This window comes from Amycolatopsis sp. NBC_00438 (genome assembly GCF_036026695.1).
Lineage (GTDB): Bacteria > Actinomycetota > Actinomycetes > Mycobacteriales > Pseudonocardiaceae > Amycolatopsis.
Genome location: NZ_CP107923.1, coordinates 4,135,912 through 4,158,276, shown reverse-complemented (window position 1 = coordinate 4,158,276; position 22,365 = coordinate 4,135,912). Strand labels below are relative to the sequence as shown.

Annotated in this window: 16 protein-coding genes; 13 read left to right on the top strand and 3 right to left on the bottom strand. The window is 72.0% G+C overall.

The window, feature by feature from the left end:
* The first annotated feature begins 46 nt into the window (after window positions 1–46).
* From OG494_RS18315 to OG494_RS18275, 9 genes are all read left to right on the top strand, one after another.
* Window positions 47–772 carry a (Fe-S)-binding protein gene (locus OG494_RS18315; RefSeq protein ID WP_328457263.1) on the top strand — a complete coding sequence of 242 codons (726 nt, stop codon included), beginning with the start codon at window positions 47–49 and terminating at the stop codon, window positions 770–772.
* A gap of 67 nt (window positions 773–839) precedes the next feature.
* Window positions 840–2,279, top strand: coding sequence for a lactate utilization protein B (locus OG494_RS18310; RefSeq protein WP_328458966.1), 1,440 nt, complete (start codon window positions 840–842; stop codon window positions 2,277–2,279).
* Window positions 2,280–2,325: 46 nt separating this feature from the next.
* Window positions 2,326–2,940 (top strand): LutC/YkgG family protein, encoded by a 615-nt coding sequence (locus tag OG494_RS18305; RefSeq protein ID WP_328457262.1) that lies wholly within the window; start codon window positions 2,326–2,328, stop codon window positions 2,938–2,940.
* Window positions 2,941–3,082: 142 nt separating this feature from the next.
* Entirely contained in the window at window positions 3,083–3,205 is a 123-nt protein-coding gene (locus tag OG494_RS18300) for a hypothetical protein (protein WP_328457261.1), read from the top strand.
* 11 nt (window positions 3,206–3,216) lie between these two features.
* The gene (locus tag OG494_RS18295; RefSeq protein WP_328457260.1) at window positions 3,217–6,558 is read left to right on the top strand and encodes a glycosyl hydrolase; all 3,342 of its coding nucleotides are present in this window, start codon (window positions 3,217–3,219) and stop codon (window positions 6,556–6,558) included.
* Complete coding sequence (locus OG494_RS18290; protein WP_328457258.1) at window positions 6,555–9,464, top strand: glycosyl hydrolase; 2,910 nt, start codon at window positions 6,555–6,557, stop codon at window positions 9,462–9,464. The genes OG494_RS18295 and OG494_RS18290 overlap by 4 nt, the downstream gene beginning before the upstream one ends.
* A gap of 104 nt (window positions 9,465–9,568) precedes the next feature.
* The gene (locus OG494_RS18285; protein WP_328457256.1) at window positions 9,569–10,444 is read left to right on the top strand and encodes an alpha/beta fold hydrolase; all 876 of its coding nucleotides are present in this window, start codon (window positions 9,569–9,571) and stop codon (window positions 10,442–10,444) included.
* Window positions 10,445–10,502: 58 nt separating this feature from the next.
* The gene (locus OG494_RS18280; RefSeq protein WP_328457254.1) at window positions 10,503–11,768 is read left to right on the top strand and encodes a sialidase family protein; all 1,266 of its coding nucleotides are present in this window, start codon (window positions 10,503–10,505) and stop codon (window positions 11,766–11,768) included.
* A gap of 350 nt (window positions 11,769–12,118) precedes the next feature.
* Window positions 12,119–12,487, top strand: coding sequence for an STAS domain-containing protein (locus tag OG494_RS18275; RefSeq protein ID WP_328457252.1), 369 nt, complete (start codon window positions 12,119–12,121; stop codon window positions 12,485–12,487).
* 184 nt (window positions 12,488–12,671) lie between these two features.
* Here OG494_RS18275 and OG494_RS18270 read toward each other — a convergent pair whose 3' ends face one another.
* The 3 genes from OG494_RS18270 to OG494_RS18260 all read right to left on the bottom strand — a co-directional run bounded on the left by OG494_RS18270 (window position 12,672) and on the right by OG494_RS18260 (window position 17,785).
* A complete protein-coding gene (locus OG494_RS18270; RefSeq protein ID WP_328457250.1) occupies window positions 12,672–15,854 on the bottom strand; it encodes a family 78 glycoside hydrolase catalytic domain in 3,183 nt (1,060 codons plus the stop codon).
* Between the two features lie 151 nt (window positions 15,855–16,005).
* Window positions 16,006–16,818, bottom strand: a complete 813-nt coding sequence (locus OG494_RS18265; RefSeq protein WP_328457248.1) for a type II CAAX endopeptidase family protein — start codon at window positions 16,816–16,818, stop codon at window positions 16,006–16,008.
* Between the two features lie 58 nt (window positions 16,819–16,876).
* Entirely contained in the window at window positions 16,877–17,785 is a 909-nt protein-coding gene (locus tag OG494_RS18260; RefSeq protein WP_328457247.1) for an alpha/beta hydrolase family protein, read from the bottom strand.
* Between the two features lie 77 nt (window positions 17,786–17,862).
* Between OG494_RS18260 and OG494_RS18255 the strand changes: the two genes are divergently transcribed.
* The 4 genes from OG494_RS18255 (at window position 17,863) to OG494_RS18240 (ending at window position 21,784) form a co-directional block, all read left to right on the top strand.
* Window positions 17,863–18,402: a helix-turn-helix domain-containing protein gene (locus OG494_RS18255; protein ID WP_328457246.1), complete on the top strand. Its 540-nt coding sequence runs from the start codon at window positions 17,863–17,865 to the stop codon at window positions 18,400–18,402.
* A gap of 105 nt (window positions 18,403–18,507) precedes the next feature.
* Window positions 18,508–18,948: a MarR family winged helix-turn-helix transcriptional regulator gene (locus OG494_RS18250; protein WP_328457245.1), complete on the top strand. Its 441-nt coding sequence runs from the start codon at window positions 18,508–18,510 to the stop codon at window positions 18,946–18,948.
* Between the two features lie 29 nt (window positions 18,949–18,977).
* Window positions 18,978–21,224, top strand: coding sequence for an isochorismatase family protein (locus tag OG494_RS18245; protein ID WP_328457244.1), 2,247 nt, complete (start codon window positions 18,978–18,980; stop codon window positions 21,222–21,224).
* Window positions 21,221–21,784, top strand: a complete 564-nt coding sequence (locus tag OG494_RS18240) for a YbhB/YbcL family Raf kinase inhibitor-like protein (protein WP_328457242.1) — start codon at window positions 21,221–21,223, stop codon at window positions 21,782–21,784. The genes OG494_RS18245 and OG494_RS18240 overlap by 4 nt, the downstream gene beginning before the upstream one ends.
* The last annotated feature ends 581 nt before the right edge of the window (window positions 21,785–22,365 follow it).

Sequence of the window (22,365 nt, the reverse complement as noted above, 5' to 3'; positions counted from 1 at the left end):
CTTTCAATTCGGAGGTCGCGATGGTGCGGCGGCAGGGGCTGTTCACGTGAACGTCGCCGTGTTGGTCACCTGCATCAACGACGCGCTGTTCCCCGGCACCGGCAAGGCGGTGTTCCGGCTGCTGCGCCGCCTCGGCGTCGACGCGGACTTCCCGGCCGGGCAGACCTGCTGCGCGCAGCCGATGGTCAACACCGGCTACCTCGACGAGGCCGTGCCGGTGGTCCGGTCGTTCGCCGACGCCTTCGCGGGGTACGACGCGATCGTCACGCCGTCCGGCTCGTGCGCGGGGTCCATCCGCCACCAGCACTCGATCGTCGCGCGCCGGGCGGGGGAGCCCCGGCTGGCCGAGGGTGGCCCGAAGGTCTACGAGCTGAGCGAGTTCCTGGTCGACGTGCTCGGCGTGATCGACGTGAACGCCTACTTCCCGCACCGCGTCACCTACCACCCGACCTGCCACTCGCTGCGGATGCTCGGCGTCGGCGACAAACCGCTGCGGCTGCTGCGCGAGGTGCGCGGGCTGGACCTCGTCGACCTGCCCGCGGCCGGGGAGTGCTGCGGGTTCGGCGGCACGTTCGCGGTGAAGAACGCCGAGACGTCGACCGCCATGGGCGCCGACAAGGCCCGGCACGTCCGCGGCACCGGCGCCGAGGTGCTGGTGGCGGGGGACAACTCGTGCCTGCTGCACATCGGCGGCCTGCTTTCGCGCGAACGCAGCGGCGTGCGCGTGATGCACCTGGCCGACGTGCTGGCCTCGACCGAGCAGGACGCATGAGTGCCCCTCGCCCGGCCCGGGCGTCCCGCACGGCACAGGAGGACGCGTGAGCGCGACGTTCGTCGGCATGCCGGCCTTTCCCGAGGCGGCGCGGAAAGCGCTGGCCGACACCCAGCTGCGCCGCAACCTCGCGCACGCCACCGGCACCATCCGCGCCAAGCGCGCGGCCGTCGTCGGCGAGGTCGACGAGTGGGAGGAGCTGCGGCTGGCCGGCGCGGCCATCAAGGACAACACGCTGCGCCGCCTCGACGAGTACCTGCCGCAGCTGGAGGCGTCGCTGCAGGCGCGCGGCGCGACCGTGCACTGGGCGCGTGACGCCGCGGAAGCGTGCGAGATCGTCGCGAAGATCGCGCACACGCACGGCGTCGACGAGGTCGTGAAGGTCAAGTCGATGGCCACGCAGGAGATCGGGCTCAACGAGGCGCTCGCCGAGCGGGGCGTCACCGCGTGGGAGACCGACCTCGCGGAGCTGATCGTGCAACTCGGCGACGACCTGCCGAGCCACATCCTGGTACCCGCCATCCACCGCAACCGCGCGGAGATCCGCGAGATCTTCCGCCGCGGCATGGCCGACGCGCCCCCGGGGCTGTCGGACGAGCCCGCCGAGCTGGCCGCCGCCGCGCGGCTGCACCTGCGGGAGAAGTTCCTGCGGGCGCGGATGGCCGTGTCCGGCGCGAACTTCGCGGTGGCCGACAGCGGCACCCTGGTCGTCGTCGAGTCCGAGGGCAACGGCCGGATGTGCCTGACGCTACCCGAGGTCCTGGTCTCCGTGGTCGGCATCGAGAAGATCGTGCCGACCTGGTCCGATCTGGACGTCTTCCTGCAGCTGCTGCCGCGCTCCAGCACGGGGGAGCGGATGAACCCCTACACCTCGACGTGGTCGGGCGTCACGCCCGGCGACGGGCCGCAGGAGACGCACGTGGTGCTGCTGGACAACGGCCGCACGCGCGCGCTGGCCGACGAGGTCGGGCGCCAGGCGCTGCGGTGCATCCGCTGCTCGGCGTGCCTCAACGTCTGCCCGGTGTACGAGCGCACCGGCGGCCACGCGTACGGCTCCGTCTACCCGGGACCGATCGGCGCCATCCTGAACCCGCTGCTCAAGGGCGTCGGCGTCGACGAGCAGACCGATTCGCTGCCGTACGCCTCCAGCCTGTGCGGCGCGTGCTTCGAGGCCTGCCCGGTGCGCATCGACATCCCCGAGGTCCTGGTCCACCTCCGCTCGAAGGTCGTCGACGCGCACCGCGAGGGCGTCCCGAAACCCGAGGCGGTGGCGATGAGGTCGGCGTCCTGGCTGCTGTCGGACGCGCGACGGCTCGGCTTGGCCGAACGCGGCCTGGGGGTCGCCGGCCGGGCGTTGACCCGCTTCGGCCGGCGAGTGCTGCCGGGCGGCCGCCGGGCCCTGGGACGCCTGCCGTGGCCGGGTTCCTCGTGGACGAACGCCCGTGACCTGCCGGCCCCGCCGCGGGAGTCGTTCCGCACGTGGTGGCGCAAGGGCGGCCGGCCGTGAACGCGCGGGAAGACGCGGTCGCGGCCGCGCTCGCGGGAGGCGGGCGATGAGCGCCCGCGAGGAGATCCTGGCCGCGGTCCGCGGGGCGCTGCGCGAAGCGGACCGCACGGAAGCGCCGGTGCCGCGTGGCTACCGGACGGCGACACCCCCGGACGTCGTGGACCTGTTCGCCGAGCGCGTGGTCGACTACCGCGCGGCGCTGACGCGCTGCACGCCGGCCGAGCTGCCCGGCGCCATCCGGCAGGCCCTCGGCCCGGCGCGGAAGGTGGTGGTACCGGCGGGTTTCCCGATCGAAGTGCCCGGCGCGGTGGTTGCCGCGGTCGCCGGCGCGAGCGCGGGCTCGGGTGACGCGGCGGACCTGGACACGTTCGAGGCGGTCGTCACCACGGCGACCCTGGGTATCGCCACCACCGGAACCCTGGTCCTGGACCACGGCCCCGGCCAGGGCCGCCGCGCGCTGAGCCTGGTCCCGGACGTGCACGTGTGCGTGCTGCGCGAGGACCGGATCGTCCCGGGCGTCCCGCAAGCCGTGGCGGCCCTCGACCCGGCGCGCCCGCAGACGTGGATCAGCGGCCCGAGCGCGACGAGCGACATCGAGCTGACCCGGGTGGAGGGCGTGCACGGGCCGCGAACCCTGCACGTCATCGTCGTCGCGTCATGAGCGCGAGGAGGAAGGGCCGTGAGTGTTCAGGAGGGTACTGACCGCCGACCGGCAACCGAAACCCGCCGCTGTGTCATCCCGAAATTGAAACGATCAACCCTCGAATCCAGGCCGCGCCCCCCGGCCGCTTCCAGGAGCTGCTGTGCGCGTCCGCAAGGAGTGGGAGCCCGGCCTGATCGCCGAGCGACTCACCACGTCCGACCCCGAGGACGCGGGCCACGCCGTCGGCACTCACACCTTCCGTTCCTCCATTCCGTGCCGCTGAAGGGGAATCCCATGCGCAGAACACTGACGTCCCTGGTGCTCGCGGCCGCTATGGCGATCGCCGTGGCCACCCCGGCCACCGCCGACCACGACCGTGGCCCCGCCGCGACGACGAACCTGGCCCGGTTCGACCCGGCCGCCTTCGCGAACCCGCCGAAGGACAGCAGCCCGGCGATCTACTGGTACTGGAACAACACCATCACCAGCGACATCACCGACCAGCAGATGGCCGGGATGCGCGCCAAGGGCGTGTACGAGGCGGTGATCTTCCCGCTCGGCGGTGACTCGATGAAACCGGTGTTCCTCAGTGAGGACTGGTTCACGCTCGTCGGGCACGTGCTGCGCGAGGCGCAGCGCACCGGCATGAAGATGTGGCTGTTCAACGACAACAACTTCCCGAGCGGCCGCGGCGCGAACTACGTCGTCAACGGCGGCACCCTGGGCAACCGCACCATCCCCGCGCGCCCGGACCTGCGGCTGAAAGGCCTGCTGCGCTCGACCCGGATCGTCGACGGGCCGGCGGCGCTGCCGCTCGCCGAGACGTCGGGGCTCAGCGTGGACACCGGCAAGCTGGTCGTCGACCCGGCCACCCGGCCGGGCGCCGCGCCGCTCACGCCCGGGACCGGCTGGACCGACTACACCGTGAGCGGCAAGGTCACGCTGACCGCGGGCGGCGTCCAGCTGGCGGTGCGCTCGGACGGCACCCACGGCTACCTCGTGGACGTCGACGCCAAAGGCGCGGCCAGCGTGTACAAAGTGGACGGTCCGAACCGGACGCGGCTGACCACCGGCGTCAACACCCCGGGCTTCACCCCGACCCACGTCCAGACGATCAACGTCACGGTCTCCGGGACCACGATCACCCCGAAGATCAACAACACCGTGCAGCCCGCGGCCACCGACGCGAGCTTCCCGGCCGGCGCCGCCGCGGTGTCGGCCGAGGGCACGCAACGCTCGCTGTGGGACGACCTGACCGTCACCGCCCCGGACGGCGCGAAGCTGTGGACCTCGACCTTCGACAACGCCACCGCGCTCGCCGACTTCCCGCAGAACCGCGTGAACCTCGCCGGCGTCACGGCGGCGGCCGCGCGCCCGGTCGGCACGAACGCCGCCGTCGAACTCGATGGCGGCACCTGGCAGGTACCCGCGGGCCGCTGGCAGGTCGACGTCTACTCACAGGTCCTGCTGCAGGACGACTCCAGCGGCTACACCCGCGGCTACCTCGACCTGCTCGACCCGAAGGCGACGGACGCCTTCCTGGGCATCGCGCCCGAGGAGTACGCGCGCCGCTTCCCGTGGGCGATGGGCACCGTCGTGCCCGGGTTCTGGGACGACGAGCCGTTCCTCGCCTCCGCGCAGCCGCACCCGTTCAAGCGCCTGCCGTCCTCACCCGGGCTCGCCGACGCCGTCCGCGCGGCCGGCGGCACCCCCGGCGTCGCCTACACCGCGGCGGCCGACGGTCTCGACGCCGTCGCCGACCAGGCCGCCGGGACGTACTGGCGGGCCGTGGACAACCTGTTCTCCACCAGCTACTACAAGCGCGAAGCCGATTGGATGGCCCAGCACGGCCTGAAGCTGATCTCCAACCCGCTGCTCGACGAGCAGAGCCCGCAGCAGCGGATGAACTCCACCGGTGACCTGGCCAAGGACAACCAGTGGGCGCAGGTGCCCGGCAGCGACATGATCACCACCGACTACACCGCGGGCCGGCAGACCACCTTGGGGCGCAACGCTTCCTCGGCCGCGCACCAGAGCGGCGCGCCGCGGACGCTGATGGAGACGTTCGGCAACGCGGGCTGGCAGGTGGCGCCGGACTACATGCACGCCACCGTCGGCGCGCTGGCCACCCGCGGGGTCAACCTGACGTTCCTGCACGCGATGTACACCGACGAGGTCTCGGTGACGTTCGCGCCGCCGTTCGGGCCGCGCAGCACGTTCTGGGAGGACATGCCCGACGTCGACGCGTGGATCGGCCGCGTGATGGAACTGGGCCGGGGCACCGACCTCGCCCGGACCGCCCTGGTCCAGCCGCAGCGCGCCGCCGAGCAGACCCGGGTCGCCGACGCGTCGCACCAGCTGGACGCCGACTTCTCGGCCACGGCGTACGCGCTGGAACGCGGGCAGGTCGATTTCGACCTGCTGAGCGACTCGTCGCTGTCCGGCGACCCGGCCGCGCGCTTCCAGGCCGTCTCGCGCGGCGGGACCCTGCAGGTCGGCCAAGCTGACTACCAGCTCGCGGTGCTGCCGCGCACACCGGTGCTCGACCTCGCGACCGCGCGGTCGCTGGCGAAGTTCGTCCAGACCGGCGGACACGTCGTCGCCGTCGGCCCGCTGCCGACGCGGGAAGCGACCGGCCGCGACGCCGACCTGGCCCGTGAGCTGCGGAACCTCTTCGGCAACGCGGGTGCTTCCTGGGCCCGTCGCGGCGCCGGAGCGGTCGCCCTCGTGACCGACGTGAACACGATCGCCGGCCTGGCGCAGAACGCCGGGTACGGCGTGGCCCGGCTGCAGCCCGCGGCCGACGCGGTCCGGGTGTCGCGCACCGGCCGTGGCGCCGACACGGCGTTCCTGCTGAACAACGAGAGTGACGCCGTGGTCACCACCACGGCGGCGTTCCCGGTCGAGGGCACCCCCGAGATCTGGGACCCGCGCACCGGCACGGCGAAGGTCGCCACGGCGTACACGACGGGCCGGGCGACCACCGGTGTTCCGGTCACGCTCCAGCCGTACGAGACGCTGGGCGTGGTGTTCCGCAAGGGCGTTCACGACACGGCGCACCTGACCGACGGCACCCTGCCCGCGAGTTCGGTTTCCCAGGCCGGGCACGACCTTCAGGCCACGGTGACCGCGACGACGCCGGGCAGCTACACGCTCGCCGGACAGGCGAACGGCCGCACCTACCGCGGCACCGTGCGGGTCACCGACCCGCTGACGCCGATCGCGCTCAACGGGCCGTGGACCGTCCGGCTGGAACAGGACGGCGCCGTCGCCACCGAACGCCCGCTCGGCTCGTGGACCACCTTCGCGCCGACGTTCTCCGGCAGCGCCGTCTACACCACGACGGTGACGCTGACGGCCGCCGACCTCGCGAAGCGCAAGCTGGTGCTCGACCTCGGCGAGGTGCACGACCTCGCCACGGCGACGGTGAACGGCACGCAGCTGCCCGCCGCGCTCTGGTACCCGTACACAGTGGACACCACGAAGGCGCTGCACCCGGGCGTCAACACGATCAGCGTGCGCGTCACCAACACCCTGGCCAACGAGCGCAACAAGATCCTGGCGTCGGGCCTCGCCGGCCCGGTCGCGCTGCGCCCGCAGGCCGCCCTCACCGCCCGGCTGGAGGCCACCCGATGACAGTCAGCAGACGTACGGTCCTCACGATCGGCGCCGCGCTCGGCGTGGGCGCCGCCCTCTCGTGGGCCCCGCCCGCCCTCTCCGCGCCGGGGAAGCCGTTCCTGAAGCAGTTCGCGAAGCCCGACGCGAGTACCGCCGCCAAGTTCCGCTGGTGGTGGCCCCACGGCCTGGTCGACCTCGGCGAAATCGCCCGCGAGGTCGACCAGATCGCCGACGCCGGTTTCGGTGGCGTCGAGATCCAGGACGTCCACCACAGCGTCCGGACCGTCATGGATCCCGAGCATTACGGCTGGGGCACGCCCGCGTGGCTCGCCGCGGTGGAGACGGCGCTGCGCCGGGCGAAGGCGCGCGGCCTGACCGTCGACCTCGCGATGGGCCCGTGCTGGCCGACCGCGGTCCCGACCATCACGCCCGACGACGTCGCGGCGAGCAAGGAACTCGCGCACGGCGTCGTCACCGTCGACGGCGGTTACACCGGCCCGCCGCCGGCCGCGGTGGTGCCCGCCGAGGACGCCGTGGGCGAGCAAGACCTGATCGCGGTCCAGGCCGCCCGGGTGGTGGGGGTGCCCACCGCGACCACGACGACGCTCGATCCGGCGTCGGTGCGGACCGTGGACGTCCACAACGGACAGATCGCCTGGACCGCGCCCGAGGGCACGTGGGTGCTGATCGCGCACTGGGCCCGCGGCTCGGCGCAGCAGCCGGAGGCGGGCCCGCACACCACGCCGCTCGCCTACGTCGTCGACCACTTCAGCGCGGCGGGCACGAAGGTCGTCCTGGACGAGTGGAACTCGACGATCCTCACCCGCGCCATCCGGAGCCTGCTGCAGGACGTCGGCGGCGACCTGTTCGAGGACTCCCTGGAGATCGAGACCGACGCGACGATCTGGACGCCGTCCTTCCTCGCCGAATTCCGTCGCCGGGCCGGCTACGACCTGCTGCCGTACCTGCCGGTGGTCGTGCAGAACAAGGGCAAGTTCCCGTTCGCGTTCGACTCGGACACGTCCAACCACGTGCGGGACGACTACAACCAGGTGCTCTCGGACCTCTACCACGAGAACCACCTGATCCCGGTCCGCGACTTCGCGCACCGCCTCGGCATGACGCTGCGCGTCCAGCCCTACGGCCTGCAGACCGACGCCATCCGCAGCGCGGCGCTGCTGGACGTGCCGGAGAGCGAGTCGCTCGGGTTCAAGAACCTCGACGACTACCGCGTCCTCGCGTCCGGGCGGGACATGGGCGGGCGGAAGCTGCTCTCGTGCGAGTCCGCGGCGTACGCGAACGGCGCGTACAACACCACCTGGGACAAGGTGCTGCAGACGATGGGCAGCGTGTTCGCGGGCGGCGTCAACCAGGCGGTGTTGCACGGCTTCGCCTACGCGACGGCGCCCGGCGCGCAGTGGCCGGGCTTCGCGGCGTTCTCGCCGTACAACGGCAACGGCATCGGGTACGCCGAGGCGTGGGGCCCGCGGCAGCCGACGTGGGGGCACGTGCCGGACATCGCCGGCTGGTTCGCCCGCACCCAGCTGGTGCTGCGCACCGGAAAACCACAAGTCGACATCGCCTTCTTCCGGCAGAAGGGCTGGACCTCCACCGGCATCGGCGCGCCCTGGGCGACCAACGACGGCATTCCGGCCGGCTGGACCCACGGCTTCCTCAGCGGGGCCGTGCTGGAACTGCCGAGCGCGGTCGTCCGGCACGGCCGGCTGGCACCCGACGGCCCGGCGTACAAGGCGATGATCCTCGGCGGCGACCAGTTCCACGGCAGCGAGCACACGCTGTCCGTCCGCGCGGCCCAGCGTCTGCTGGATTTCGCGCGGGCGGGCCTGCCGACGGTCGTCATCGGCGCCTGGACCGATGTCCACGCCGAGGGCATCGCGCAGCCGGGGGAGAACGACCGGCTTCGCGCGCTGGTCGCGGCGTTGCTCGCGCAGGCTTCGGTCCGCGTCGTCGCGGACGCCACGGGCATCCCGGCCGCGCTCGCCGAGCTGGGCGTCACGCGCGATGTGGAGCACGACCCGTCGACCGTGATGAGCGTCCACCGCGTCGACGGCGACACGGACTACTACTACCTCTGCAACGCGCGGCACGCGGAGAACCGCAAGATCACCGCCGTCACGCAGGACGTCTGGCTGACCGCGCAGGACCGTGACGCGCAGCCGGTCGTTTACAACGCCTGGACCGGCGAGACCGAACGGCTCGGCGTGTTCACCCGCTCCGGCGGCAAGGTGCGGGTGTCGGTGTCGCTGAACCCGGGGCAGTCGGTGATCATCGCCCTGGCCGCCGGCCGGGGTCCGTACGCGGTGTCGTCGGACGCGCCCGAAGTGCGGTACCTCGACGGCAAGCTCGTGGTGCGCTCGTCGGCCGCGGGCACGTACTCGACGACGTTGTCGACCGGACGTGTCGCGCGCACCGTGGTGCCCGCCCCGCCGGTGCCGATCGCACTGTCCACTTGGGACTTGGAGGTGGCGGACTGGCAGCCGGGCGCGACGCCGACGTCCACGATCAAGCCGAAGCGGCAGTTCTCGCTGACGGCGCTCGCGGCCTGGCCGTCGATCCCCGGGCTGGCGGACGTCTCCGGTGTGGGTCGTTACCGCACGACCGTCGACCTGGGCCGGTGGGACCGGGACCTGGGCGCGTACCTGGACCTCGGGGAGGTGTTCGACACCTACCGCGTGCGGGTGAACGGCACCGCGCTGCCGCCGTCGGACGTGCTGGACACGGTGGTGGACGTCGGGCCGTGGCTGCGGTCCGGGCGCAACAGCATCGAGGTGGAGGTCGCCACCACGCTCAACAACCGGCTCCGCGTGAGCCGTCCCGAGGTGTTCGCGATCGCGTCGCGGCAGGCGTACGGGCTGGTCGGCCCGGTGCGCCTGACGCCGTACCGGCAGCGGGAGGTCCGGTGAACGTCACCCGGTGCACCGCGTTCGGCCCGTTACGGCGTGGCGAACCGGGGTAGTCCGAGACTGCGGTCCGGGGGCGGGCTGTCTTTCGCGCGAGAGGAGCAGGCGTGTTCAGTGGTTTCACGCTGGAGACCGTCGACGTCGGGCCGGTGCGGGTGCGGGTGCGCCACGGCGGGTCGGGCACCCCGGTGGTGCTGGTCCACGGCCACCCCCGGACGCACACCACCTGGCACCGGGTCGCCCCGGAACTGGCCGCCGACCACTTCGTCGTCTGCCCCGACCTGCGCGGGTACGGCCGGTCCACGCTGCCGCCGGACGAGCCCGGGCACACGCAGTCGTCCAAGCGCGCGATGGCCGGCGACATCGTGGCCCTCATGCGGCACCTCGGGCACGACCGGTTCTCGATCGCCGGCCACGACCGCGGTTCGCTCGTGGCCTTCCGGGCCGCGATGGACCACCCGGGCACCATCGACCGGCTCGTCGTGATGGACGGGCTGCCGATCACCGAGCACCTCGAACGGCTCAACGAGGACTTCGTCCGCTCGTGGTGGCACTGGTGGTTCCTCGCCCAGACCGCCAAACCCGCCGAACGGGTCATCAACGCCGACCCCGGCGCCTGGTACCGGACGCCGCTGCCGTACGAGATGGGCGAGGACAACCACTCCGACGTCTGGACGGCGCTGCGCGATCCCGCCGTCGTCCACGGCATGTGCGAGGACTACCGCGCCGGCCTGCGGGTCGACCGCGCCCACGAGGAGGCCGACCGCGCGGCCGGCCGGCAGGTGCGGTGCCCGACCCTGCTGCTGGCCGCGACCGAAGACGACATCGACATCCACGGCGACCCCCTCGAGATCTGGCGCCCGTGGATCGCCGGGGAGCTGCGCGGCGCGGAAATCCGCTCCGGGCACCACCAAGCCGAGCAGGCGCCGGGTGAGGTGGTCCGGGCCATCCGCGAATTCCTCCGTGCCCCGGTGACCGGCTAAACCGTCCGGCGCGGTGGGGCGTGTGGTTACCGGATGTCCGGCGACGAGGGGAAAAGACGTGGGAAAACGGGTGCGGGTCGCACTGCTCGGGATGCTGGTGACCGCGGGCGCGTGGGCCGGTCCGGCCGCCACGAGCACGGCGGCGACGACCACGGCCGCGGCGTTGCAGCCGGCCTACGGGAGTGTGGTGGTCGAGCCGCAGGACCCGAACCGGCAGTACCGGGCCATGCCGTCCCTGCAGTACGTCACCTGGACCGACGCCGCCGGGGTGGTCCGGCACCGGTTCGTCCGGAGCTTCCAGGTCAGCGCCGACGGTGACCCCGCGGTGAAGCTGCGCATCGAGTACCAGGACGCCGCGGGCAAGTGGCAGGCCGCGCTCGACGCCCGCACAGGCGGGCCGCTGCTCGACTCGGCGGACGCGCAGTTCGCGAAGGTCGGCAACCTCTTCACCGCCACCAACGGCGATCTGGTCGCGGTCGAGGAACTGGGCCGGGTCGACGCGGCGGGGAAGCGCTACGCCGTCCGGTGGACCTCGGCCGACGGCGGCGTCAGCTGGCAGCGGTCCGTCGCCTACTTCGACTTCACCGGCGGCACGATCAGCTCCGGCACCGGCCGGCTCTTCCAGGGTGTGCTCACGCTGCCGGACGGGAGCCAGGTGGTGCCGTTCTACGCCGCGCACCAGGGCACCCTGTCGGCGGCGTACCTGCTCTCGGGTAACCACGACGGCACCGCGTGGAAGCGCGCGTCGACCGTCTTCCTGTCCGGCACGTACAACTACACCGAGGCCACGGTCGCCCGGCGCGCCGACGGCCGGCTGCTCATGGTGACCCGCCTCGACGAGACGTCCGGCGGGTACGCCTACAGCCGGCTGCTGGGCCGGGTCACCACGGCTCCGGTGAACTCGGCGGCCGACCTCGCCGCCGCGACTTGGGGCGCGGCGTACGCGCTGAAGGTGCCCGGTGCCGCCGACGACACCGCGGTCCGCGGGGTGAACCCGGTCCTGCACACCATGGACCAGGGGGTGCAGATGCTCGTCTTCGGCCGGCCCCGCAACAAGATCACGTTCAGCTACGACGGCGGCACGACCTGGTCGACCGCCCACAGCTTCTACGACAACCTGCCCACCGGGTGCTCCGGCGGTTACGGCGTCCACCCGTGTGACACGCTCGGCTCCAGCGGCTACCAGGGCGTCGCGGTCACCGGGCCGCGCACCGCCACGGTGCTGGGCGACAACTGCCAGTCGGGCTGGGGCTGCGCGGGGGCCTACACCTACCCGCACACCACCGACGACCGGCTGTGGAGCGCCACCGTCACGCTCTCCTGATCGATCGTCCACAGAGGACGACGGGTGCAGAGGTGCCGCGCGGGCTTGATCTTCCGTCACCACCCGTCGGTCCTCAATGGACGGTGCGCGGCCCGGGTTCCGGAAGCCCCGGGCCGCGAAAACCACTGACTGTCACCACTTCAGCCGAGTGGGGGAACCGGTGTCGGCCGCTCGGGTCGACCTGCCTCCCGGTCCGCCGTGAGCGTTGTTGCCCGGCGCCGCGAGTACTACGGTGACCGTTGAGTCAAAGTCGGCGCCCAGGCCCCGCGCAGACGGTTCTTGCCCTGCTTCCGGGAGACCGCGCAATGATTCCTGCCCAACCTTCCGGCGGAAGTCCTTCCGGCTGGGACGTGCCCGCGCCACGCTTGCCCGCCGGGCCGCGGCTGCTGGTGCGCCACACCCTCGCGCGGGCCGGGGTGCTGGTCGTCACCGCGTCCGGGACCGTCGACGGGAGCACGGCGTGGCTGCTGCAGCGCGCCCTCTGGCGGGACCTGCCCGCGAAGACGGTGATCGACCTGTCGGAGGTGCCGGTCCTGGGCCTCGCCGGCGTCCGGGTCCTGGAAGGCGCCGCGGCCCGCGCCCGGGCCGAACGGCGCGGGATCGCCATCGTGGCGAGGTCGCTGCCGGTCGTCCGGGTGCTGCGCCTGTTCGCCCTCGACACACGGGTCCCGGTCCACGCACGGCTCTCGGACGCCGTCGGCGCCGGGCGGGGGTGCTGAGGAAACCGGGGGAGCGTCCTGGAGGCCATCGGAGCCGGCGGACGATGCCGGCGATGGCCGGGTCGGCCGGCGGGCCCGGCCCTTCCGTACTTCAAAGCAACTGACTGACTTAACGTACGCGGAGGATCTGCCGCGGCAGACCGGGTGCCGCCGCCGCTCGGGGTCGGCCCGGACCGGCCGCTTCTCACGTGGTGGAGCGGAAAACGAAGTCGCCGGAGCCGACCCGGAAGGTGACGTAGCCGTTCTTCGCGCCTTCGAACCGGGCGCCCGGCGGCGCTTGGACCGCGCGGACGTCGCGCGCGGGCACCGAGATCTCGGCCGTCGCTCCGGCGGGCACGCCGGCGTGCAGGGTGAAACGGCCGTGGTCGCGGGTCCAGGCCGAGCTCACCCGGCCGAGCGGGGACTCGACGTGGGCGGACGCGTTCGTGAGGTCGCCGACCGGGTAGGGCTGGATCTTGACCGTCGTGTAGCCGGGCGCCGCGGGTTCGATCCCGGCGACGCGCTGGTAGAGCCAGTCGTCGACGGTGCCGAGGAAGGCGTGGTCGTGCGAGCGCGAGGTGGCGGGCCACTCCTCCCACATCGTCGTCGCCCCGAGACCCGTGAACCAGTAGCCCCAGCCGGGATACGTCGGGTTCGTCGCCACCTGGTAGGCGAGATCGCCGAAACCGGCGTCGGTGAGCGCCGGGAGGATGAGCTTCGTGCCCAGCGCCCCGGTGTTCAGGTGGACGCCGCGTGCCTTGATGTCGCCGACGAGGTTCGCGAGCACCGCCGGGCGATCCGCCGCGGGGACGATGCCGAGGCTCAGCGGCAGCAGGTTGGACGTCTGGCGGTAGCCGGCCGCGCGGTCGTCGTAGTAGGCGCCGGACGCCTTGTCGAGGAACGTCGTGTTGAGCGCCTTCGTGACCGTGCCCGCGAAGGCGTCGAAATGCTGGGCGTCACCGTCGTGGCCGAGAGCGCGGGCGATCTTGGCCATGGTGGTGGCGGTCTTGTCGATGTAGGCGGTGCCGGCGAGCCGGGTGCCCTCGGGCGGGTTCGCGGCGCCGGGGGCGAGCCAGTCGCCGTAGCTGAAGCCGGTGTAGATGTTCCCGGTCTTCGCGATGTCCTGCTCGAAGAAGGTGAGCCACGCCTTCATCGCGTCGTAGTTCTCGGCGAGCGCGCGCGTGTCGCCGTAGTACCAGTAGAGATCCCAGGTGATCAGGACGAAACTCGCCGACCAGACCGGGTCCTTGACCTGCTTGCCGCCCACGGTCGCGGGCACGGTCTGGCCGATCGACCCGTCCGGGTTCTGGTCGTCGCGGTGCTCGCGCATCCAGTTCTCGTAGAAGTCCTGCATGTCGAAGTGGGCGATCGCGGAGTCGGCGGACAGGTGCGCGTCCGCGGTGTAGGGCCGCTTCTCGTACATCGGGGTGTCGGTCGGGACGGAGTGCAGGTTGTTCAGGATCGTGTTCGCTTCGGCGTCGTCGTAGCGGTTGAGCAGCGGACTGGAACTGGTGAAGTCGCCGGTGGTGTCGACCGCGGTGTGGACGCGCTCGGCGTCGACCGACTCGACGGTGACGCCCGCCGGCGTGGCGACCTGGACGTAGCGGAAGCCCGCGTAGCTGTAGCTGGGCCGGTAGCTCTCCAGGCCGTCGCCCTTGAGGATGTACGTGTACGACTGCAGTTGCATGCCGAACCCGCCGACGTTGTCCACCGTGCCGTCCGGGTTCAGCTTCTCGCCGTAGGTGATCGTCACCTGGGCGCCGGCGGGCCCGCGCAGGCCGACCCGCGCCCAGCCCGCGGTCGGGCCGGCGACGTCGTAGACGTGCACACCGTCCCGCGGCGCGGTGACCGCGGTGATCGGCAGGTCGTCGGTCACCTTGATGGGCGGGAACGCCTCCGCGCGCAGCGTCCCGGCGGGCCCGGTCACCGGCAGTGCGGGCCGCCAGCCGGTGGTGTCGAACCCGGTGGTGGTCCAGCCGGGCCGCTCCAGCCGCGCGTCGTAGGTTTCGCCGAACCAGAGCGATTCCGTGCGGGTGGGCCCGTCGGCGACCTTCCAGGTGCGGTCGCTGGTCACCCGCTGGGTGCTGCCGTCCTGGTAGGTGACGTCGAGCTCGAGCTTCAGCTTGGGCTCACTGTGCCACGGGGACGCCACCCACTCGTCGGGGTTCGTCATCGCGTAGTACCCGCGGCCGAGGCTCACCCCCACCGCGTTGCCGCCCGTGCGCAGGGCCGCGGTGACGTCGTAGGTCGCGTACAGGTCGGTCTTGTCGTAGACGGTGAACCCGGGGTCGAGCTCGTGGTCGCCGACCCGGGCGCCGTTGAGGTAGAGCTTGTAGTAGCCGAGACCGGCGATGTACGCGCGAGCGGACCTGATCGGCTTGTCCAGGGTGAACTCGTTGCGCAGCAACGGTTCCGGCGGGGGAGGAGTGGAGACCGAGCTGCCCCACGGGCCGGACCCGTACGCGGCGGCGACCAGCGACTGCGGCCAGGCCGCGTCGTCGAAGCCCGGTTGCTGCCAGCCGGTCGCGGCGGCGTTCGCGGACTTCCAGGTCGCGTCGGTGACGAGTTCGAAGGGGGCACCCGAGCTTTCCACCCGGAGCTTGCCCAGGAACCCGGCCGGCCCGGGCTGGGCGTTGGTCGCCTCGGCCGCGATCACGTTGCGGCCGGGACGCAGCGCGGCGGAGACGTCGACGACGGTCGCCGTCCGCCAGGAGTCGCCGACGTGCGGCGAGGCGGCGACCTGCTGTCCGTTGACGGACACGGTGAAGCTGTCGTCGGCCGTGAGCTCGAGCTGGGCCGACGTGATCCGATCGCCGGCGGGCAGGTCGAACGCGCGCCGGAAGTACCGTGTGCCGACGGGTGCGGAGTCGGCCGGATTCCCTTCGGGGTACCAGATCCAGCTCGCGCCGGTCAGCGACGGCGGCGTCGCGGTCGTCTGCGCGCCGATCCAGTCACCCTGGAACTCGCCCGGCGCCAGGAACGCCGTCTCGAACCACGCCGGCTCGCTCCAGCGCGAGGCGTGCCGGGTGGCGTCCCAGACCTGGACCCGCCAGAAGTAGCGGGTCCGTGCCTTCAGGGCGCGGCCGGCGTAGGTGACGTCGAACGACTGGGACGACCGCACCTCGCCGCTGTCCCACACGTTCGCCGGCCCGGTGGGCTCGGTGGACACCACGATCCGGTACGCCGACTGGCGCGCGCCGTCCTTCGCGGTCAGGGCCCAGCCGAACCGCGGCCGGGCGACGTCGACGCCGAGCGGGTCGGTCCGGTGCTCGACCCGCAGCCCGCCGGCCTGGACGTCGCCGATCGCGGGAACCGCTCCGGCCGGCGCCACCCCCAGGACCAGGAAAGTCAGCAGGGCCAGCGAAGCCGTCATCAGGCGCGAAGACATCGCGTTCCTCTCGTCGTCGACAGGCCGGCGCGGATCCCGGAAATGAATCGTTTCAATTCACGTGCCGGGATCATGGTAGGCAGAAGTTCTCCCCGGTGACAAGAGGCCGGCGGTCGCCTTCGGAGGCGACCGCCGGTGGGCTCCTGCCGCGTCAGCCGTGCGCCGGCCGTGGACCGCGGCTCAGCAGTCCGAGCGCGACAATCGCTTGTACCGCCAAGACAATCGCTTGGGTGACGGGGGAGTCGACGGTCAGCAGCGCGACGGTCGTGTTGACGCCGAAATGGACCGCGATCGACGCCGGAACACCGCCGCGTTCGTAGGCGAAAACGGTCAGCAGTCCCATCGGGACGACGCCGAGGAGGAACAGCAGCCCGCTCAGGCCGAGCAGTCCGAAAGAGGCCTGGACCGTGCCGGGAATGAAGAACAATGGCACGTGCCACAGCGCCCACACGACACCGAGCAGCAGGCCGGCCTGAAGGCGGCTCATCGACGCGCGCAGGCGCGGATAAGCCGTGCCACGCCAGCCGGGCTCCTCGGCCAGCGGGCCGCCGATGAGCATGCTGATGACGAAGGCGACCGGCCCGCCGGCGGTCGTGATCAGGTGCTGCCCCGCCGTCAAGCTCAGTGCGGGACCGCCGAGGACGTCCGCGAGCAGCACGGCGGCCACCACGGTCGCGGATGCCAGTAGCAGCAACGGAAGGATCCAGAACCACCGCACGCTCGGCCGGGAGCGCACGGCGTGGTCCGGGGCGGGTTCACCGCGCCGGGCGCGACGCACCCGGACCGCGATCGCGCCGAACACCGGGCCGAAGCCGCCCAGCAGGTAGGGGATCACGGTGGGGGAGCCGGTCGGCGGTCCGCCGAGCAGGATCGCGACGAGCCAGAACGCCCAGCTCGTCGTGAAGTTGACGGTCCAGAAAAGGGTGAGCCCGCTTTTCTGCCGAACCGGGGAAATGGTGGTCACGCGAGTGCCTTTCGTGGGAAAATGGGCAGCATCGGGCCCGGGAACAATGCGTTTCGGTTCAGGCTTGCGCGGAGGCCTGGAGCCGGTGGGCGAGCCAGCCGGACACCTGGGTGAGCAGGTCGGAGTCGACCGGCCGGCGCAGCTGCCGGGGATAGGACCGCACCGAAGCGCGGCCGGGATCGCGGCGCAACAGGTGCGTGAGGTCGGCGATCCGGTGGACCTCGGCCTCGCCGGGCACCAGCCGGCGGATCTCGTCGAGGTCCGCGGCGTCGACCTGGACGTCCTTGCCGCCGGTGATCGCGAGCACGGGAACCCGGATGCCCGCGAGGTCCGGGCGCGGGTCGTGGGCGAGCAGTTCTCGTGTCCACCGGGCGTTCACCGGTACGCCGGCGACGCGCGTGACGTCCGCGTCCGACTTCTTGATCCGGGCCAGCTGCCGCTCGCCCAAGGCCCGCACCATCGGGCGTGCGAACGCGGGGAGGTCGCGGACGATCATCCCGGCCTGCCGCCGCAGGGCGTCCTCGCCGAGGCGGGCGAACCCGGCCAGCAGCACCACCGCCGCGACGTCCGCGTGCGCGCCGAGGGTCATGGCGTGGACGGCGCCTTCGCTGTGCCCGACCACGCCGACGGCGTCCGCCCGGATGCCGGGCCGGGCGGCCAGGGCACGTACGGCGGCGGCCGCGTCGCGGCGGTTGTCGGTGAAGCCGGTCGCGCGCCAGTCGCCGGGAGTGGCGCCGACACCGCGCCGGTCATAGCGCAACGAGGCGATCCCCGCGTCCGCGAGGGCGGCGGCCAGCGGCGGTCCGTACCCCGTGCGGACCCGGCCGGTGTTGGCGTCGCGGTCCAGCCGGCCGGATCCGTGCAGCAGCAGGACAGCCGGGTGCGGCCCGGCGCCCGCGGGCAGGGTCAGCGTGCCGGCCAGGCGCAGTCTGTCGTCCGCGGTGACCGCCATGTCGACGTCCGGCATAAGTCGTCCCCCATCATTCTCGATCGTGCAAACGTTCTCAACTATGAGAACAGTATCGTATGTGAGAACATTGGTCCATGGCGACCGCCGATCTCCTCCTGCACCCCGTCCGGATGCGCATCCTGCAAGCGCTGTTCGACGCCGATCCGCTGACCACCGCGCAACTGCGTGAGCGCATCTCCGACGTGGCGCCGGCCACGATGTACCGGCAGATCGCGGTGCTGGCCGAGGCCGGCGTGCTGGAGGTGGCGCAGGAGCGGCGGGTGCGCGGCACGATCGAGCGCAGCTACCGGGTGCGCAAGGAAGAAGCGGTGGTCGGCCCCGCGGCGCGCGCGGCGATGTCGAAGGAGGACCACCTGCGGTCGTACACGACGTTCGCGGCATCGCTGCTGGGCGACTTCGACCGCTACCTCGCCCACGAGAACGCCGACCCGCACGCGGACGGCGTCGTCTACCGCCAGGCGGCGGTGTGGCTGACGGAGGAAGAGTTCGAGGTGATGGTCGAGGAGATCGAGAAGGCGGTCGTCTCGCGGTTCGAAAACCCCAGGGAAGGCCGCGTCCGCCGGGTCGTCAGCCTGGTCGTCGTCCCGGACGAGCCCCAGGCGGACGCCGGCTGACGTCGGCCGGGTACCTGGCCGGCCGGACGTGATCGCCGAGCGGCTCGACCGGCGGTAAGCGCGTCCGAAAATTACTAAGGCAGATTGATAAGGTAGCTTTAGTACATGACCGATGATCCGGATCCGAGCGAGGTCGCCGCAGGCCTGCTGGCGAGCGTCAGCGTGCTGGTGCGGCGAGTGCGGCAGATACCCACCGAGGGCGGGCTCACGATGCCCGAGCGGACCGCGCTGTCGCTGCTGGACCGCTCCGGCCCCACGACTTCCTCGGCGCTCGCCCGGGAAGTGCAGATCACCGCGCAGGCGATGGGGGCGACGCTCAGCGCGTTGCGGGACCGCGGCCTGGTCGAACGCCGGCCGGATCCCGACGACGGGCGGCGCGCGGTGCTGATGGTCACCGACGCCGGCCGGCAGGCACTGAAGAACAAGCGGAACGCGCGGGCCGAACTCATCGCCCAGGCCCTGACCGGCGGCGCGTTCACCCCCGTGGAACTGGACCGGCTCGCGGCGGTCGCGCCGCTGCTGGAGCGGCTGGCCCAGCACCTCTGAGGCCGCGGGAAGGACAGGGGGGTGAGCCGATGACCGAACCGCGCGCCGATCGGTACAAGTGGACGGCGCTGACCAACACGACCGCCGCGGTCTTCATGTCCGCGCTCGACGGATCCATCGTGCTGATCGCCCTGCCGGCGATCTTCACCGGCGTGCACCTGGATCCTCTGGCCCCGGGCAACATCGCGTACCTGCTGTGGATGATCATGGGATACCGGCTGGTCCAAGCCGTCCTGGTGGTCACCGTCGGCCGGCTGGGCGACATGTTCGGCCGGGTCCGGATCTACAACGCCGGCTTCGCGGTCTTCACCGTCGCCTCGATCCTGTTGTCCTTCGACCCCTTCGACGGCGGCAACGGCGCTCTGTGGCTGATCGCCTGGAGGGTGCTGCAAGCCGTCGGCGGCTCGATGCTGACCGCGAACTCCGCCGCGATCCTGACCGACGCCTTCCCCCAGGAACAGCGCGGTTTCGCGCTGGGCGTCAACCAGGTGGCCGGGCTGGGCGGGATGTTCATCGGCCTGGTCGCCGGCGGCCTGCTCGCGGCCTGGGACTGGCGGGCGGTGTTCTGGGTGAACGTGCCGGTCGGCGTGTTTTTCACGGTGTGGGCCTACCGCACCCTGCGCGAGACCGGAAAACGCGGCGGCGGGCGGATCGACTGGTGGGGCAACGTCACCTTCGCGGTCGGCCTGAGCGCCGTCCTGATCGCGATCACGTTCGGGCTGCAGCCCTACGGCGGGCACACCATGGGCTGGACCAACCCGCTGGTCCAGTGGCTGATCGCCGGGGGACTGGTCCTGCTGGCGGCCTTCGTCGCGATCGAGAACCGCGTCGCCGCGCCGATGATCCAGCTGAGCCTTTTCCGCTTGCGCGCCTTCACCTTCGGCAACCTGGCGGGCCTGGCCATCTCGATCGGCCGCGGCGGCCTGCAGTTCGTGCTGATCATCTGGCTGCAGGGGATCTGGCTGCCCCTGCACGGGTACGACTACGAGAGCACACCGCTGTGGGCCGGCATCTTCATGCTGCCGCTGACCGCCGGTTTCCTCGCCGCCGGGCCGGTTTCCGGTTACCTGTCCGACCGGTTCGGCTCCCGGGGCCTGGCCACCGGCGGGGCGCTGCTGTTCGGCGCGAGCTTCCTGGGCCTGATGCTCCTGCCGATCGACTTCGGCTACGGGATCTTCGCGGTGCTGATCGCGCTCAACGGGATCGCCGGCGGCATGTTCGCCTCTCCCAACTCCTCGTCGATCATGGGCAGTGTGCCCGCGGACCTCCGCGGCGTGGCCTCGGGCATGCGGGCCACCTTCCAGAACTCCGGCACGGCGGTCTCCATCGGCGTCTTCTTCTCGCTGATGATCGCCGGACTGGCGAGCAATCTCCCGCACACGCTCACCGCCGGCCTGCGGCAGCAGGGCGTCCCGGCCGGTGTCGCCGGCCAGCTCGGCGGGCTGCCGCCGGTCTCGTCGCTGTCCGCCGCCCAGCTGGGCGTCAACCCGATCCGGCACCTGCTCGAACCCAGCGGCGCCCTCGCCGGCCTGACCCCGCTCCAGCAGCAGACCCTGACCGGACGCGAGTTCTTCCCGAGCCTGATCTCCGGGCCCTTCCACTCGGGCCTGGTCATCGTGTTCGCTTTCGGCGCCGCTCTCGCGGTCCTCGCCGCGATCGCTTCCCTGCTCCGCGGCACCCGGAAACCGACCCCCACCGGAGAAAGCACCATGGCACTGACCACGATCGACCCCACGTCCGCGCTCGTCGTGATCGACCTGCAGCAGGGCATCGTCGCGGCTCACCACGACCCCGCGGTCACCGCGGCCGTCAAGCAAGCGGCCGGCCTGGCCACGGAGTTCCGGCGGCACGGCCTGCCCGTGGTCCTGGTCAACGTCACCGGCCGCGCGCCGGGGCGCACCGACGCCGGACGATCCGCGGCCCCCGCCACACCGCCGCCCGGCTGGGCCGACCTCGTCGACGAGCTCGACGTCCAGCCGACCGACCACCTGATCACCAAGCGGCGGCGCAGCGCCTTCCACGACACCGGCCTCGACACGCTGCTGCGGGACCTGGGTGTCACGCAGATCGTGCTCGCCGGCATCTCGACCAGCTCCGGAGTCGAGTCGACCGCGCGCTCGGGCTCCGACCACGGCTACCACGTCGTGCTGGCCACCGACGCCATGACCGACCCCGACGCCGACGCGCACCGGCACAGCGTCGAAGGCATCTTCCCCAAGCTCGGCGAAACCGCCACCACCGCCGAGATCGTCGGCCGGGTCGAGGCGACCCGATGACCCTGCTCGGCCGGCTCCTGCGCAACCGCCGGGCCGGGGACATCCACCTGGCGTGGAACCTGCCCAACCTGCAGGGCCCCGAACTGCTGACGCTCACCAGCCGGAACTTCGACGACGGCGCTCCGATGCCGCTGGAGCACTGCGCGAAGCACGTCCGCGGCGGTGACCGGTCGCCCCACCTGGCCTGGACCGGGCTGCCGCCCGGCACCGCCCAGCTCCTGGTGGTGGTCGAGGACGTCGACGTCCCGGTCGGCAAGCCCGCCGTGCACTGCGCCGCGCTGGTCGATCCGGCCACCGGAGAGCTGGAAGCCGGTGCGCTGGCGGGGAAAGAGCCGGGACCCGGGGTCCGGGTGCTGCGGTCCACCATCGGACGCGGCTACCACGGTCCCGCGCCGGTCAAGGGCCACGGGCCCCACCACTACGTCTTCCAGCTGTTCGCGCTGGCCGCCCCGGTGGACGGCGCGACGCGACCGGACCGGGCGCGGCCCCGCACCCTGCTGCCCGCCATCGCCGCTCCCGTCCTCGCGCGCGGCCGGCTGACGGGTGTTTTCGAACGGTGACGGTGCCGGGTCACTCTGGTGGCCGAACGTTTCCGTAATCAATTCGTTGCGCAAATATCGAGGATGGCCGTGAGGGGAATGCGCAACGCCGTGACAGGGCGTTCCTGTGGCGCCCGCTGATCGCCTCGGCCGATTTTCCGAGCGCCCGGGTAAGGATCTCCGATGGCGAGCACGCGGTTCGGTGGCTCACCCGTCCGGGGAGCGCGACAATCGAGACGGAAGCTCGGGAGAAACGTCGAAATCGTCGAACAGGCTGTTCTGCGGACATGCGACGGCCGCAGCCGGGAATTGATCCGGCTGCGGCCGTGGCGCCGGGGGGCCTAGTTGTAACCCATTTCGTCGGTCGACACGCGGTTGTACCCCATTTCATCCGGACTGATCGTCCGGACGGAGGATGCCGTCGTGCTCTCGTCACGGGCGGCAACCGAGGTGGGGGTACCCAGGACGGCCACTGCGAAAACGTTCAGGGCGATTGCGGCGCCGACGGCGACCGCACGGTGAACCCGCATCGATTCCTCCGGTGGTCAATTGTTACGTGACGGACGGTTTGGGTCTCGGAGGACCATCGCAGTGCCGGGGCA